The organism is Tunturiibacter gelidiferens, from assembly GCF_013410115.1.
Taxonomy (GTDB): Bacteria; Acidobacteriota; Terriglobia; order Terriglobales; family Acidobacteriaceae; genus Edaphobacter; species Edaphobacter gelidiferens.
In genome coordinates, this window is the sequence record NZ_JACCCV010000002.1 from 1,277,227 (window position 1) to 1,291,356 (window position 14,130).

Genomic DNA, 14,130 nt, shown 5'->3' on the forward strand with positions numbered 1-14,130 from the left:
GAGGTGAAGTTGGGTAGTTCGGAGATGCAGAGGGCTCGCCACGTCCTGGCATAGCGTGATATCTCAAGTGATCATCGGTCAGGCATGTACGATATTCCTGACGCTCGAAGCCGAAATCTATCAGGAGTCTCCATGGAAGAGTTGCAGCCTACGTTACCGGGCAGGTCTGCTCTCTCGACGTCGGCCCGAACTCCCATCGATGTACTAAAAAGCCCCTTCACGCGCTTTGCGAAGATGGAGGCGTCGGGCGGAATTCTGCTGCTGGCCGCCACTGTGCTCGCACTCGTCTGGGCCAACTCCCCGTGGGAGCACAGCTACCACATGATATGGGAGAAGGAAGTCACAGCCGGATTCGGGCACACTGTCCTGACCTGGAGCCGACATCTCTGGGTCAACGACGGCCTGATGTCCGTCTTCTTTTTTCTTGTGGGCCTTGAGATCAAGCGCGAGCTGCTGATCGGCGAGCTGGCTTCGTTCCAGCAGGCGACGTTTCCGTTTATCGCCGCACTGGGCGGTTGCCTGTTGCCTGCGGCACTCTACTTCGCAGTCAATCACGGAACCCCGGTGGCCAACGCCTGGGGCATTCCCATGGCGACCGACATCGCATTCGCCCTCGGCGTCCTTACTCTGTTGGGCGATCGAGTCCCTGTCTCACTCAAGCTCTTCGTCGCGGCTCTCGCGATTGCTGACGACATCATCGTTGTGCTCGTCATCGCGGTCTTTTACACGGCGAATCTGAACTTCCTGTACCTGGTATTCGGTGCGGTGGGGCTCTGCATATCTTATGGAGCCAACAAGGCTGGCGTGCGAAACCCCTGGGTGTATGCCATTATCGGCGTCGTCGTGTGGTTTGTGGTGATGCAATCCGGAGTGCATGCGACCATCGCCGGCGTCATGCTTGCCTTCACGATCCCCTGTAGCAGTTCGAGTGGCAAGCCACGATTTGTGGCGAAGATGCAACGCCTGGTGGAGCGCTTTGATGCAGCGGAGCCGGACTCGATCGAAGCGCATGCGGCTCTGCACGCAATGGAAGAGCAGTGTGCCCACATGGAGTCGCCGCTGCACCGTATCGAACATGCGCTTCAGCCGTGGGTGAGCTTCGTTATCATGCCGCTGTTTGCGTTCTCGAATGCCGGGGTGCATGTCCTCGGAAAACTTCTCATCGCTGCGAGGAATCCGGTCACGCTTGGCGTCGCACTTGGGCTACTCGTCGGCAAACCCTTCGGAATCACCGCATTTGCCTGGGCTGCGGAGAAAATGAGATTAGCCTCGCGCCCTGCTGGAGTGAACTGGACACAGATCTTCGCCGCGAGCTGGGTTTGCGGTATCGGCTTCACGATGTCTTTGTTCATCGCCGCATTGGTATTTCCCGAAGGCGAGCCGCTGGACCTTGCAAAGATCGGAACGCTCGCGGCCTCCATCGTCGATGGGATCTTCGGAAGTTTTCTTCTGCTGAGATCGCAGAAAGCCGAAGACCCTATCGTCGCAGAAGATCCACTGGTTCGTTGACGTCTTCGATGCGGAAGTATTGCGCGAGGGACGGGTGCTTTTTGGCGACTGCGCGGTACATCTCCCAGGCGACGCGGCGGTAGCTGAAGTGGCCTGCGACGCCGCTGCGAAGTTCGGAGATGTAGAGGGCTTCGGCGAAGTCCATCTTGAAGAGAGAGCGGCAGCGGGTGGCCAGCGGCAGGCAGTACTGGGCGGATTGGGCGGCTTCGGGGACGCCGCTGTCGCGGAGGCTGCGGTAGGTGGCGTAGGTGGCGGCGAGGGTTTCGCTGTAGAGGGTTTCGAGGCCGGCTTCGGCGAGGGTAGGTTGGCCGGGGCAGATGGGCTCGTCGTAGCCGTGGAGGTCGGTGTAGGGCTGGAGGAGCTGGACGCAGCGGCGGTGGCGGTGCATGTCGCGGAAGCCGCCGATGTCCATGAGGATGTCGAAGCGGAGGCTGTGGCCGGAGGAGAAGCTGCGGAGGAGCTCGTCGTGGCGGCCGCGATGTTTTGTGCCGAGGGAGATGATCTCGCCGCGCTGGTTGGCGCTGAGAGCGGCGACGCTGTGCCGGAGTTGCCGGTAGGGGTAGTGGCAGTGCGGGTAGAGGAGCGAGGTGGCGAGTTCGACCTCGAGGGGCTCGTCGCCGTCGAGGAGATCGACGACAGGCGCGGGGGCGATGGGCTGGCTGCCCATGAGGAGCTTTGCGGCGTGGGCGAGTTCGCTGCGGGTTTCGCGCTGGTAATCGTTGGGGGTGGCGTATTTGACCAGCGTGGGCGCGGCTTTTACGGGGCGCAGGAAGGCTTCGTGGGCTCGCCGGGCGCAGTCGGCGTCGACGGAGGCGATCTCTTCGCAGAGAACCTCGCCGGCTGCGTGCTGGACGTTCCACGCGGCCTCGGAGGCGGCGTTGCGGAGCTTTTCGCCGAGCTGACGGATCTCGGCGAAGTCGCTGGTGAGCAGGCGGGAGACCTGGGTTTCGAGGGTGCGGGCGTTGACGATCTGGCCGAGTGAGGTGTTGGTCGCGAGCGGGAGGAGATAGCGGGCGACGTCGAAGGCGCGGGCCTTGAGGGTGCGCTCGTAGGCGTCGGGCTTCATGGATTCGGGCTGCGGAATGGCGGCCTTGAGCGCGGTGAGCATGCCGGCGCTGACCTTGTCGTAGGTGGCGAAGAGGCGCTCGACGGCGGCGGTGAAGGTGGGGGTTTCGGCGGCGAGCGCGGGGGTGAACCAGCCGGAGAGGCGGAAGTTCTGATAGCGGGTGGAGCGCTCCTGGCCGTCCCAGCGTGTCTCGTCGACTAGCTCGATGGCGGCGAGGAGAGAGAGGCGCTCGATGGCGAAGGGGATGTGGGCGAGGTCGGCGATGGAGCGATGGCCGTAGGCGAAGTAGAAGGTGTTGAGGAACTGCTCGGCGCGCTGGGAGCTGATCTCGGAGAGAGACTCCTTCATGGTGAGAGCGGAGCGGGAGTACTTGGCCATGGCGTAGGCGAGGACCTCGGGGTCGGCGCCGTGGATGGCGTAGACGTCGGTCTCGCTGGCTGGCGGGTGTGCGGCGGGGGCGTTGGCGGGGGAGGAGGTCTGGATGTCTGTCTTCTGGTTCGCTGGCATGGTGATGCTCAGGATACTTGATCCGGTGAAGCTGGTTTTCCGAAGGGGGTCTTCGAGACGGCTATGCTGAGATCATGGATGTTTTGAGCGCCGTCGAGCATCGACCGTATGCGTTGCCTGCTGGACGGTGGCGCATGGGGCAGCGGTGGAACGACCTGCTGTTCGCGCACTGGCCGATTGCGGTGGACGCGATGGCGCGGCTACTGCCTGATGAGCTGGAGGTCGATAGTTTTGACGGATGGGCGTGGGCGGGCGTGGTGCCGTTCTGGATGGATCGGGTGCGGACGCGTGCGTTGGGGCAAAGATGCGTCACAGTGCCGGGCACGGCTTCGTTTTGTGAGTTAAATCTGCGAACGTATGTACGCTCGCGGACTACTGGACTGCGCGGTGTGTATTTTTTCTCGCTGGATGCGGCGAGTGCGCTGGCGGTTGTCGGGGCGCGGACGCTGTTTCACCTGCCGTATTTTCTGGCCGACATGCAGCGTGAGACCGCTGAGGATGGAACGATCGAGTACAGAAGCAGACGGCTGTTGACTGGGCGCAACGTTCGTTTTGAAGCGAGCTATCGCGGGCTGGGTGAGGTCGCGGGACCAAGTGTCTACGGCACGCTGGAACATTTTTTGACGGAGCGTTACTGTCTGTTTACGCCCCACGGCAGGAAGGTGCTGGTGGGGCATATTCATCATCTTCCCTGGCCGCTGGAGCGGGCCGAGGCGGAGATTCGCGTGAATGAACTGCCCGCGGCGCATGGAATTACGCTGCCGGACCGTGCGCCGGTGTTGCACTTTGCGCGAGAGCTGCATGTTTATATCTGGTCGCTGCGCGAAGACGGTTCGCAGAATCCGCTGAACGGGTTCGTATAATGGTGGGGTTTGATTCAAGGAGAGTTATGAGCATTTCGGCAGGTCGTATTGCGTTGGTGACTGGGGCTTCGCAGGGGATTGGACGCGCTTGTGCGATGGAGTTGGCACGGGCGGGAGCGACGGTAGCGTTGGCTGCAAGAAATCTCGAGAAGCTGGGCGACGTTGCTGCAGAGATTGCGGCTGCCGGTGGAAAGGCGCATGCGTTTGCTCTGGATGTTTCGAGCGAAGAGTCGATTAAAGAGTGTGCTAAAGCGGTAATCACGCACTTTGGCGCAGTGAATATTCTGGTCAACAATGCCGGAATCACACGGGACATCCTGGCGCTGCGGATGAAGCGGAAGGATTGGGACGATGTGCTGACGACGAATCTGACGGGCGCGTTCCTGATGACGCAGGCGGTGATGTCGCAGATGGTGAAGAGCCGCTGGGGGCGCATCATCAACGTGACCTCGGTGGTGGGGCAGACGGGACAGGCGGGGCAGGCGAACTATGCGGCCTCGAAGGCCGGCCTAATTGGGCTGACCAAGTCGCTGGCCCGGGAGCTGGCGAGCCGGACGATTACCGTGAATGCGGTGGCGCCGGGATTCATCGAGACGGCGATGACGGAGGTCCTGACCACGGAGCAGAAGGCGATGAATGCACAGTTCATTCCGCTGGGACGAGTTGGAACCGACGTCGAGGTCGCGCATGCCGTTTCGTTTCTCGCATCGGAGGAGGCCAGCTATATCACCGGACACACGCTGGACGTCAACGGCGGGATGCACATGGGGTAACTCTCTTTTGGGTACCACAAAGTAGAGGGTTCGTCGGCTATTTGCTGTAAAGTCTTTCTAGTAATCGATTTATGGTTCGATTTTCTTTTGAATCTCGAGGTCGATCTTTTGCACCCATCAGAGACCTTTAGGGTTGCCTCCCATAGACAATTATGGGGAGGAATTGAGAAACCAGGTTCCGAATCCTTGCAGCAGTTGTTGAAGCACGGAAGATCCAATCTGTTTGATTTGGCGTATCTCATTAGCCGCTGTGTGACTCATCTGCAAGAAGTTGTTCCTAATTTGTTAGAGGCAAGCCGGCCATAGAACCGGCAAGACGCATCACACGAACCAGACCACGAACAGACCAAGGTCTACCGCGCCGCAAAAGACGAATGTCCTCACAGTTTTAGCGATCTTCGGTTAACTACGTAACTATGCTGTCGACCAGCCATGAAGCGAAGGACTTATTGGGCAATGATCTGGATGCCGCGCACTTTTTCGTTCTGCGCGGACGGGCTGCGATTCTGCGTATTCAGCCTGTCCTGGTCCGCCTGAGCGCGCTGTGCAAACAGACCGGAGCGATGGACTACCTGGAGTACTTCCTTACTGGAACCGACAATCTCAAGAAGATTCCCTACATGGTGCTGGTAGGAAAGCGGCGGGATCTGGACCTTGCCGCACTGCGGGCAGAAGACCTGAAGGGCGCGGTACTGGTTTATGAGTACAAGGTGCTGGGGATGCCGTCGCGCGTCTTCACCACGAGCGACTTCAACGGCAGCAGAGCTGTGATTGCACTGCCTGCCGAGCGGACAAAGATCTCAGCCAGCGTGGGCCGCTACCTGATGACGAACGGCGCCCAGGTTGTCATGCTCAGTTATGCTGGCGAAGGCGATGAGACATGGTCGGAGTGCTTCGACGGTTCGATTCCAGGAGACGAAAAGCGCCTGTGGACCACCCAGACACGCGAGGTAGGAGCCACCATCGTGCTGGAGAAGACGGTCGATGCGACCCTGGCCGCCATGGGCAAACACACACGCCGAAACCTGAGGTACTACCGCCGCAAGGCCGAAGCAGAGCTCGGCTGCACCTTTGAAGGCGACGTGAAGAGCATGCTGGGCAAAGCTCAGCTGATTGAATTGAACCGGGCCTCGACGCATCCCGTCTCCGAGGCCGTCCTCGAGAGGCGATACAGCACGATGAAGGCGCTGGACGGATTATTCTGCGTTGGCGTGAAGACGCCCGACGGCCAGTGGATCAGCTTGCTGGGTGGCCGGAGACATCATGGCATTTCGGAGATCGACTGGCAGATGAATCGCGGAGGCCTGGAGCGATACTCGGTTGGGACGGTGATCCGGGCGTACCTGATCGAACACGAGATAGAGATCGGAACGGACAGGCTGTTCTTCGAAGGAGGGACGCCGCACTCGATGCGGCATGCATTCATCTCCGAGAAGGCGGTTGATATTGTGGTGGCGAAGCGGTCGCTGTTTGTCTCGCTGCTGCGCCGGGTGGCCCACTGGTCGCCGCCAAGAAATAACTTTCTGCTGCAGACGCTGGTTGATCCTGCGTTGCGTTGGGAGTTGCACTAAGTTTCTACTCAGGAATGAAGCCGGCGCGACTTCGTTTCGCAGAGACTCTGACGCAGACACGATATCCAATGACGAGACTCAGCACAGCATGGTCGAAGCTGCGATGGTCGCTGGCTCAGCGGGGCCTCGCGGGGACGATGCGGACCGCGCTGGGGCGACTCCAGCCACAGGACGGCACAGCGGGTGTAGAGAAGCCGATGCTACATCCGTTCGACCAACGCCACGGCGTCGATACGAGCGGGCTGATCGGTGGCGGAGACCTGCGCTCGGGCCATAAAAACGATGTGTTCAATACCGCGTACTACGGCATGGCTCCTTCGCGGTTTCGGCGGGTGGTCGAAGATTGGATCTCCGACTCCGGACACGCCGCGATCTCTCAGTACAGCTTCATCGATCTGGGGTGCGGGAAGGGGCGTGCGGTGATGATGGCGTCGGAGTTTTCGTTTCGGCAAGTGATCGGCGTGGAGCTCAACGCATCGCTGGCGAAGACTGCCAAGTCGAACGTGGTCGCGTGGACCGACGCTGGGCGAGCGGTGTGCCCGGTGCAGATTCTCTGTCAAGACGCGACGGAGTTTTCGTTTCCAGAGGGGCCGTGCCTGCTTTATCTCTTCAATCCGTTCGCTGCTCCTGTGGTGAAGCGGCTGATCGAGCGGCTGGAGACTGAATTTGCGGGCAGGCCAGGGATGCTGGACGTCATCTACTTCAACCCCGAGGCTGGAGAGTTGCTGGAGGCTCATGCCGGCTTCAAACTTCTGTGGACCGGGACAGTGGAGATGTCGGAGGAGGATGCGGCCGCGGACCACGTGGCCTCGCCGGAGGATCTATGCAGCGTATACCGGTGGGTGGGAGTGTGATTGACCTCTCCGCAAGCCCCATCCGCCGGGAGGCCGAGTTACTTTAAGACTAGTAACTGATCCTGTAATGTCTGGGCCGGTTCCAGACTCACCCGGAGTTCAAGTAAGGCTTCAGGGTTTGGCTGGTAACTGCCTCTCGATGAACCTGGGATGGTACAGGAAACACCTGAGTCCCCAAAGATAGTCATTGACCAACTCGTTGCGCCTGTTTACTTTGTGGCTAATGGCTGACATGCAAACTATACCTGTTGATCTGGCGAACGAGTCGATTGAGGCTCTTTCCATCTCGATGAATATCGGTTCTACGATTCGCGGATATCGGCTGCAAAAGGGAATGTCGCAAGGTGACATCGAGAAGCGGACCGGCCTGTTGCGCTGCTATCTCTCGCGAGTGGAGAACGGGCACACGGTGCCGTCGCTCGAGACACTCCAGAAGATTGCGCGCGCGCTGGACCTGCAGCTCTCGGAGTTCTTTGCCGAAGAGACGATGGCCAAGGAGATGTCGGGGCTGAACCTGGGCGAAGAGGAGATCCGGTTTTTGACGCAGGTGCAACGGTACTCGGCACACCTGTCGGAGAGCGACCGGAGACTGCTGCTGGCCATGGTGAGAAAGTTCGCTCAGACGACTCTCAGCTAAGACGAACTTCGTCTCACTCTACTCAGACCGGAGGATCGACTGGTGCCGGATAGCGAACTTCTGCACAAGCTCAGGGACATCACTGCTGAAAACTCAGATCGCGCAACGCGGGCGAAACGAATTGCGGATGCAATTCGGAAGGAAGGATCCTGGCGTTGGGTGGGGATCTATGATGTGGACTTCCAACGCGGACTGGTTGTAAATATCGCCTGGAGCGGGTACTCTGCGCCGTCGCACCCTGCGTTTCCTATTACGCAGGGACTCACCGCCAGAGCGATCGCTGGAATAAGAACGATCAACGCTGGAAATGTAGCGGATGATTCGGGCTACATGACCACGTTCGACAGCACGCGAGCGGAGATCATCGTCCCGGTTCTTGCCCACGGCCACGGCGATCGCGTCATCGGCACGCTGGATGTGGAGAGCGAACACCTGAATGCATTCGATGCAGACGCGCAGGCGCTGCTGGAAGAGTGTGCCCGCGTGCTCGAAGAGTTTTGGGCTGAGGCCAGATGATGGGGCTACGGTAGCGCCTCTTGCCCTGTATTCCTGATTGGCGAGCGCCAGCCGCCTTGTTCGCTTCCAGTCTGCGTATGCATTCAGCAAAAATCGCAATTCTTGCGAACTCAATCCTTTCGTTGAACGTATGCACTGTATCCCGAGAATGAGAGGATGCAGACGTCACGTTCTATGCTCTCCAAAGGTAGCGCTGAGAACTCGTTGATCCACACTTCAGTAACTTCGGTGTCCGGACTCATCCTGAGAGGCATCGGACGATGGCAGCGAAGCTCAGATCGAGCGCTGTGTCGTTTTAGATTGACTTCAGAAATTTTGTGTGTAGGTTAGTCGTACCTCCCATTTTAGGTTTGTAAATCATCGCGTTACGCGGGCTTTGGTCTCAATTAGTTCACGGAGAACCACAAACTTCTCGTTATCCGCGAGGAGCAGGACGGCCTATTTCGAAGGGGTTCAGTTCTTCGTTGAATTTCGTTGCCTGAGTAGTGCACTGCTCTATAAGCTGCAATCTTCTTTACACGCAAGAATCGCCTTTAGCCGATGTGATCGAAAGGGGTTGGTGATGAGACGCATAATCATGAGCGCAGAATGTCGAAACTTTGCAGAAGGTTTGACGAACAGGATCTCGTTGAGAAGATCTTTTTTTGTTGTTGCCTTCGCTCTCTTGCTTGCCATCTGTCCAACAATGTACGGCCAGGCAAGCGGTAGTTTTTCCGGGACTGTGCTTGATAAATCCGGATCGGCCATCGCGGGGGCTACGGTCACGGTCACCGCCCAGAGCACCGGCCTGACTCGCGAATCCAAGACGGACAGCGCCGGCCACTATCTGATTCCTCTGCTCCCTGTCGGAAGTTTCACCGTGCGCGTCGACTTCACCGGCTTTCAAAGCACAGAAGCCAAAGATCTCAATCTCCAGATTGGCGAAGCCCGCGAACTCAATTTTTCCATCACTCCTGCAACCGTAGTCTCGACCGTGACGGTCTCCGGGGACGCGGTAACCGCCGAGACCACGAATCCTTCTCTCGGCCAGGTGATCACTTCGCAGCAGGTGTCGCAGCTTCCCTTGAACGGTCGCGACTTCGTCCAACTCGCCACGCTCACTGCAGGCGCTACAGCAGAGACCAACCCCAACAGCTTTTTCACCTCCGGCACCGACAGCGAAGTGGCCGCGCGCGGTTCCTTCTCTCTGTCGGTTGGCGGTTCCCGGCCCAACAGCACCGATTGGCTGCTCGATGGAGTCGACAATAACGAACTGACGGCGGGCGGAATCGGCGTCTTCTCTTCCATCGACGATATCCAGGAATTCAAAGTACTCACCTACAGCTACTCCGCGGAATACGGCTCCCGCGCCGGCCCCACCGTGCTGGTCACAACCAAGTCGGGTACAAATGACTTCCACGGATCTCTCTTCGAGTTCGTCCGTAACACCGCCTTCGACGCGAAGGGGGACTTTGACACTACAACCCCGAAGTTCAATCTGAATCAATTTGGCGGCTCTATCGGAGGACCGATCCTCCACAACAAAACGTTTTTCTTCGTGGATGGCGAGCAGAAGTATCAGCGTCAAGGAATCACCTTCACCGGTCTGATTCCTTCACTGGCCATGCGCAAAGGCGATTTCTCGGCCGACCCCTTCGGTACCAATATTTCGACAGGCACCAATGGCGCTTTCAATCCCGTCATCGCTAACCCGAATATGTTCGGCTCACCCAACCCTTACTTCCAGTGCGACGCCTCCGGCACTCCAATACCCGCGAACCCCGACGGCAGCCAGGCACAGGGAACCCCCTGCAACAAGATTCCTTCAAACCTGATCAACAGCGCTGGTCAGGGCCTGCTCAATATCTATCCTGCGCCCAACGCTTCCGGTGGGAGCTACAACTATGTCAACGAGCCCGTCCGCGTCCTAAACGAAACCAAATTCGATATTCGGTTGGATGAGACGCTCACAGCCAAGGACAACCTGTTTGGCCGCTTCAGCTACGACCAGGCGTTTTCTTTTGCGCCCGGCGGCGCGCCCGGCCTCGCCGAACAGAATGCCTTCGGCAGCAATGAAAACCTCATCAATCACGCACGCAATGCCGGCATCGGCTGGAGCCACGTGTTTGCGGCCAACACACTCAACCAGGCCACCTTCGGCTACGACCGCATCTTCAACTACATTGACTCACAGGGTAACTTCACCTGCGGATCGGCCCTCCTCGGCATCCCCAATGCCAATACCGGCTGCTCGCCTACCGGGACCCCCCTTGCCGGAGGATCCTACAGTCAAGGTGTGGTTTCCGTCTCGCCCACCAGCGGATATTGGGCAATCGGCGATCGTGGCTACTCTCCCTTCCAGGGTGGAACCAATATCTACTCCTTCAAAGACGATCTCGACCTCATCCGCGGCAAACATGATATTCACGTCGGAATCGATCTCCGTGCCAATCAGATGAATGTCGGCACAGAAGCCTTTGGATCCGGCTTTCTGCTCCCCGGTGTCACGGGCAACTTCAGCGGGGCAGGTGTAGCCCCCGGCAATCCCGAGGCCGACCTGCTGATGGGGATTAGCGGCGGCGCCATCCACGACCAGACATTCAATGGTGCAGTCACAGGCCGCCGCTGGAAGATCGTAAGACCCTTCGTCGAGGATGACTGGCGGATCATCCCGTCGCTGACCCTCAATCTGGGCCTGGCGTGGGCCGTCACGAGTCCGATCACCGAGGTCCATGACCGGATGGCGAACTACATCCCCTCGACCCGAGAGCTTCAGATCGCAGGCCAGAACGGAGTGAGCCGATCGGCGGGCATCAATAGGTTCGGAGGCGCATACGAACCCCGTCTGGGCTTCGCGTGGAAGGTCCTCGGTAGCGACAAGACAGTGCTCCGCGGCGGCTTCGGCATCTACCACGACTCGGTCTGGAGCCAGGGCGCGCAGGGCCTGTGGCAAAATCCGCCCAACCTCGGCGAGACCGATCAATTCCATGGAGCGGGCTGCGCCTTTGCGACTTCATTCTGCGCCCTCAACGGCCAGACACCTTCGGGAACCTTCTTCCTCTCCGACGGCTTTCCGATTCCGCCCACGCCGGGGACTGTGGCCAACTTCCAAGGCACGTTCTACTATCAGCCACCCAACTTCCAGCCTGGCAGGGTTCATCAATATAACGTCAACGTGGAACGCCAGCTGCCAGGCGATGTTCTGCTCACCGCTGGCTATGCCGGCGCGGTCGCCGGCCACATACTGGTAAGCGGCAATGCCATCAACGTCAACAGCCCTTCTGCTTGCGGAGTCGACTCTACCTATACGATCGGCTGCCTGCCCGGCGGCGCACCCTACATCTATCCCTACCCCACCGAGAACTTTAACTCGATCATTCTCTTTGGCGATGTGGGCAAAACCCACTACAACTCGCTGCAGATCAAAGCAGAGACCAAGACGCCCAAGCATGGCCTTTACGCGCTGATCGCTTACACCTACTCGCGCACCTACGACAATGGTCTAAGCGACGGCCTTGGCTCGTTGTTGAGCGCCCCCTATTTCCCATTGCCCAACTGGGAAAACCTCGACTGGGGACTGTCGCAGATCAACCTGAATCACAGCTTCACTGCGAGCATCATCTATGACCTGCCAGTCGGCAAAGGCAAAGCGTTCGGAAGCACCTGGGGCCCTGTGACCGACACTCTTCTCGGCAACTGGCAGGTCACGCTGATTCAAAGGATCTCCTCCGGGTTCCCGGTTCCTCTGATCGACACCAGTAACCAGTCGGGCGCTAACTTCAATGAAGCCGGCAACGGCTTCAATTACAACCGGCCCGACCAGATTCCCGGCTGCGATACGCACGCAGCGAGTCACAGCCACTACCAGTGGATCAATTCTGCTTGCTTCGCCCCCCCTCAGGCCCAACAATTTGACAGCACCGGTAAGTTAATCGTCCCCGGCAAGCTCGGCAATGCCAATCGTGTCCCGGTCTCGGGACCCGATTTCGTCAACTCTGACTTCTCACTCATCAAGCAATTTCGCTTGCCACGTGAGGTGGGCTTGAACTTCCGCGCTGAGTTCTTCAACCTGTTCAATCATCCGCAATACGGATCGCCAATCGCCGACATCAACTTCAATTCACCGGCTGCGGGCACGGTCTCCCCTTTCTTCGGCTCAGTGAACTCCACTGTCAACAATCCGCGCTTAATACAACTTGCCCTCAAGCTAACGTTCTGAGGTTACGTGCCGAATCGGCGGACTCGTCTTTTAGCGAGTCAGCGGGAAGTAGGCGAGTTAGCAAGTCAGCGAGAAGTTCGCTAGCTTGCTAACTCGCTGACTTGCTAAGCAGATCTACTTAAGCTTGGTGATGAAGTACGCGAAGAGGAAGAGCAGAAACGCGGCGGCGGCGAAGGTGAGCTTCTGCCGCGCGAGGTAGCGGGTGCGGCCGGAGGTCATGCGCGGCACCAGAGGAACACCCAGCGCCAGCCCGCTCAGAAACCCGCCGATGTGGGCGTGGTTGTCGATCCGGACAATACTGGTAAAGTTGGCGCCGATTCCGATGATCAGGTTCAACACCGCGAACTGAATCACGGAGCGGCGGAGCCGCTTGAGCTCGAACGCCGGGATGGGCAGCTTCTTGTTCGACAGCAGAACGATCAGGATACCGGCGATGCCGAAGACCGCACCCGAGGCTCCCGCGCCAACCGAGCCGTAGTCTCGAAAGACCACATTGGAGAACAGTCCGAGCAGGTTGCCAGAAATGCCCGTAATGACATACACCGCGATCAACCCAAAGGGACCCAGCAGCGGCTCACCGAGCAGTCCCAGGTTCCAGAGGCACCACATGTTGGTCGCGATATGGAGCAGGCCGACGTGGACAAAGGTAGCCGTAAGCAGGCGATACCACTGACCGTGCATAATGAACTCGGTGTTGGTGGCACCGAAGTAGAGCAGCTGGTTGGGCGTTGGGTTGCTGGGCGAGACTCCCCGAAAGATCATGTAGCAGAAGACCGCGATGTTGATCCCAAGCAGAATGTAAGTACCCGGCGTGGCGAGAATGTTCCAGCCGCGTTCGCGGGAGTTCGGGCGCGAGACCTCGCGCTCGTAGTCGGGGATCGGCTGAGCGGGGACCGCGTCGGTGTGCGGCGGAAGGACTTCGCCTTCAGGAGTAGGGGGAGGCATGATGTTCTACTACGCTATCAAATGCAAGGAGACGGTGGAGAGTCGTTCGTCAGAAGTAGTCGGAGAATGCCACTGCATCTCGAAAGGATCGATCCCAGGCCACCATCTAACGATCACTAAGTGTTCAAGACTGTCTTCAGGCGGCGTCCTTGGTAAAGCGGTCGCGGAGGTCTGCGGGGATACGCTGCTGGACGATGCTGCCGATAAAGCCAGGAAGCGGGGTCGCGACGGCAACCAGCACCCAGAGAAGTGTCGAGAAGATCAGGCCGGCAATCGCGACAGCCTCAAGCGAGACGGCCACAGCGTGGGCCTGGTTCAGATGAACCCGAACCGTGTTGATGTGGGTGACGACCTCGACCCGGTGAATAACCACCGCAGCCAGCAGAAAGGCAACAATCGAAAGGGTGCTCACGCTGATCAGAAGCACATCGATGGTACGGGCGATGCGCTGGCGGCGACGGCAATGACTGCAATCTGACAGATGCTGGTCGTAGTCCGTGCGCATGGCCGGAGACAGACCCGAGATGTCATAGCGCCAACCGGAGAGAATGTCCCCCACTACCTGATCGATGCAACCCGAGGTGTGAGTTCTGCGGTTGACGGGAAATGCTAACGCTGTTTTTTTCATCAGTTTATAGTCACCATTCTATCCTGTTTGATAGCCGGAAGAAAGGAAAGGATTCATCGAATC

11 protein-coding genes are annotated in these 14,130 nt (G+C 58.8%); 8 read left to right on the forward strand and 3 right to left on the reverse strand.

Annotated elements, in window-relative coordinates; translation table 11 throughout:
• The first annotated feature begins 132 nt into the window (after positions 1–132).
• Positions 133–1,509, forward strand: a complete 1,377-nt coding sequence (gene nhaA / locus HDF12_RS17380) for a Na+/H+ antiporter NhaA (RefSeq protein ID WP_179585387.1) — start codon at positions 133–135, stop codon at positions 1,507–1,509.
• On the opposite strand, the gene HDF12_RS17385 is transcribed toward nhaA, so the two are convergent.
• Positions 1,478–3,082: an FAD-dependent thymidylate synthase gene (locus HDF12_RS17385; protein ID WP_179585389.1), complete on the reverse strand. Its 1,605-nt coding sequence runs from the start codon at positions 3,080–3,082 to the stop codon at positions 1,478–1,480. The genes nhaA and HDF12_RS17385 overlap by 32 nt on opposite strands.
• Before the next feature lie 74 nt (positions 3,083–3,156).
• Between HDF12_RS17385 and HDF12_RS17390 the strand changes: the two genes are divergently transcribed.
• The 7 genes from HDF12_RS17390 (at position 3,157) to HDF12_RS17420 (ending at position 12,494) form a co-directional block, all read left to right on the forward strand.
• Positions 3,157–3,945, forward strand: coding sequence for a YqjF family protein (locus HDF12_RS17390; RefSeq protein ID WP_218892492.1), 789 nt, complete (start codon positions 3,157–3,159; stop codon positions 3,943–3,945).
• A gap of 26 nt (positions 3,946–3,971) precedes the next feature.
• On the forward strand, positions 3,972–4,718 hold the full coding sequence (fabG, locus tag HDF12_RS17395; RefSeq protein WP_179585391.1) for a 3-oxoacyl-[acyl-carrier-protein] reductase: 747 nt from the start codon (positions 3,972–3,974) through the stop codon (positions 4,716–4,718).
• Between the two features lie 449 nt (positions 4,719–5,167).
• Entirely contained in the window at positions 5,168–6,289 is a 1,122-nt protein-coding gene (locus HDF12_RS17400; protein ID WP_179585393.1) for a GNAT family N-acetyltransferase, read from the forward strand.
• Between the two features lie 68 nt (positions 6,290–6,357).
• A complete protein-coding gene (locus HDF12_RS17405) occupies positions 6,358–7,143 on the forward strand; it encodes a class I SAM-dependent methyltransferase (protein WP_179585395.1) in 786 nt (261 codons plus the stop codon).
• Positions 7,144–7,375: 232 nt separating this feature from the next.
• The gene (locus tag HDF12_RS17410) at positions 7,376–7,780 is read left to right on the forward strand and encodes a helix-turn-helix domain-containing protein (protein ID WP_179585397.1); all 405 of its coding nucleotides are present in this window, start codon (positions 7,376–7,378) and stop codon (positions 7,778–7,780) included.
• A 42-nt stretch (positions 7,781–7,822) separates the two neighbouring features.
• On the forward strand, positions 7,823–8,296 hold the full coding sequence (locus tag HDF12_RS17415; protein WP_179585399.1) for a GAF domain-containing protein: 474 nt from the start codon (positions 7,823–7,825) through the stop codon (positions 8,294–8,296).
• A gap of 577 nt (positions 8,297–8,873) precedes the next feature.
• Positions 8,874–12,494 carry a TonB-dependent receptor gene (locus HDF12_RS17420; RefSeq protein ID WP_179585401.1) on the forward strand — a complete coding sequence of 1,207 codons (3,621 nt, stop codon included), beginning with the start codon at positions 8,874–8,876 and terminating at the stop codon, positions 12,492–12,494.
• Between the two features lie 114 nt (positions 12,495–12,608).
• Here the strand turns inward: HDF12_RS17420 and HDF12_RS17425 are convergent, their stop codons facing one another.
• Together HDF12_RS17425 and HDF12_RS17430 are read right to left on the reverse strand one after the other, a co-directional pair.
• Positions 12,609–13,439 carry a rhomboid family intramembrane serine protease gene (locus HDF12_RS17425; protein ID WP_179585403.1) on the reverse strand — a complete coding sequence of 277 codons (831 nt, stop codon included), beginning with the start codon at positions 13,437–13,439 and terminating at the stop codon, positions 12,609–12,611.
• 136 nt (positions 13,440–13,575) lie between these two features.
• The gene (locus HDF12_RS17430; protein ID WP_179585405.1) at positions 13,576–14,067 is read right to left on the reverse strand and encodes a hypothetical protein; all 492 of its coding nucleotides are present in this window, start codon (positions 14,065–14,067) and stop codon (positions 13,576–13,578) included.
• Positions 14,068–14,130: the final 63 nt, after the last annotated feature.

Bases quoted from the DNA above. Each gene is read 5' to 3' on its own strand.
- nhaA (WP_179585387.1), top strand. From the start codon at position 133: ATGGAAGAGTTGCAGCCTACGTTACCGGGCAGGTCTGCTCTCTCGACG.
- HDF12_RS17385 (WP_179585389.1), bottom strand. From the start codon at position 3,082: ATGCCAGCGAACCAGAAGACAGACATCCAGACCTCCTCCCCCGCCAAC.
- HDF12_RS17390 (WP_218892492.1), top strand. From the start codon at position 3,157: ATGGATGTTTTGAGCGCCGTCGAGCATCGACCGTATGCGTTGCCTGCT.
- fabG (WP_179585391.1), top strand. From the start codon at position 3,972: ATGAGCATTTCGGCAGGTCGTATTGCGTTGGTGACTGGGGCTTCGCAG.
- HDF12_RS17405 (WP_179585395.1), top strand. From the start codon at position 6,358: ATGACGAGACTCAGCACAGCATGGTCGAAGCTGCGATGGTCGCTGGCT.
- HDF12_RS17410 (WP_179585397.1), top strand. From the start codon at position 7,376: ATGCAAACTATACCTGTTGATCTGGCGAACGAGTCGATTGAGGCTCTT.
- HDF12_RS17420 (WP_179585401.1), top strand. From the start codon at position 8,874: ATGAGCGCAGAATGTCGAAACTTTGCAGAAGGTTTGACGAACAGGATC.
- HDF12_RS17425 (WP_179585403.1), bottom strand. From the start codon at position 13,439: ATGCCTCCCCCTACTCCTGAAGGCGAAGTCCTTCCGCCGCACACCGAC.
- HDF12_RS17430 (WP_179585405.1), bottom strand. From the start codon at position 14,067: ATGAAAAAAACAGCGTTAGCATTTCCCGTCAACCGCAGAACTCACACC.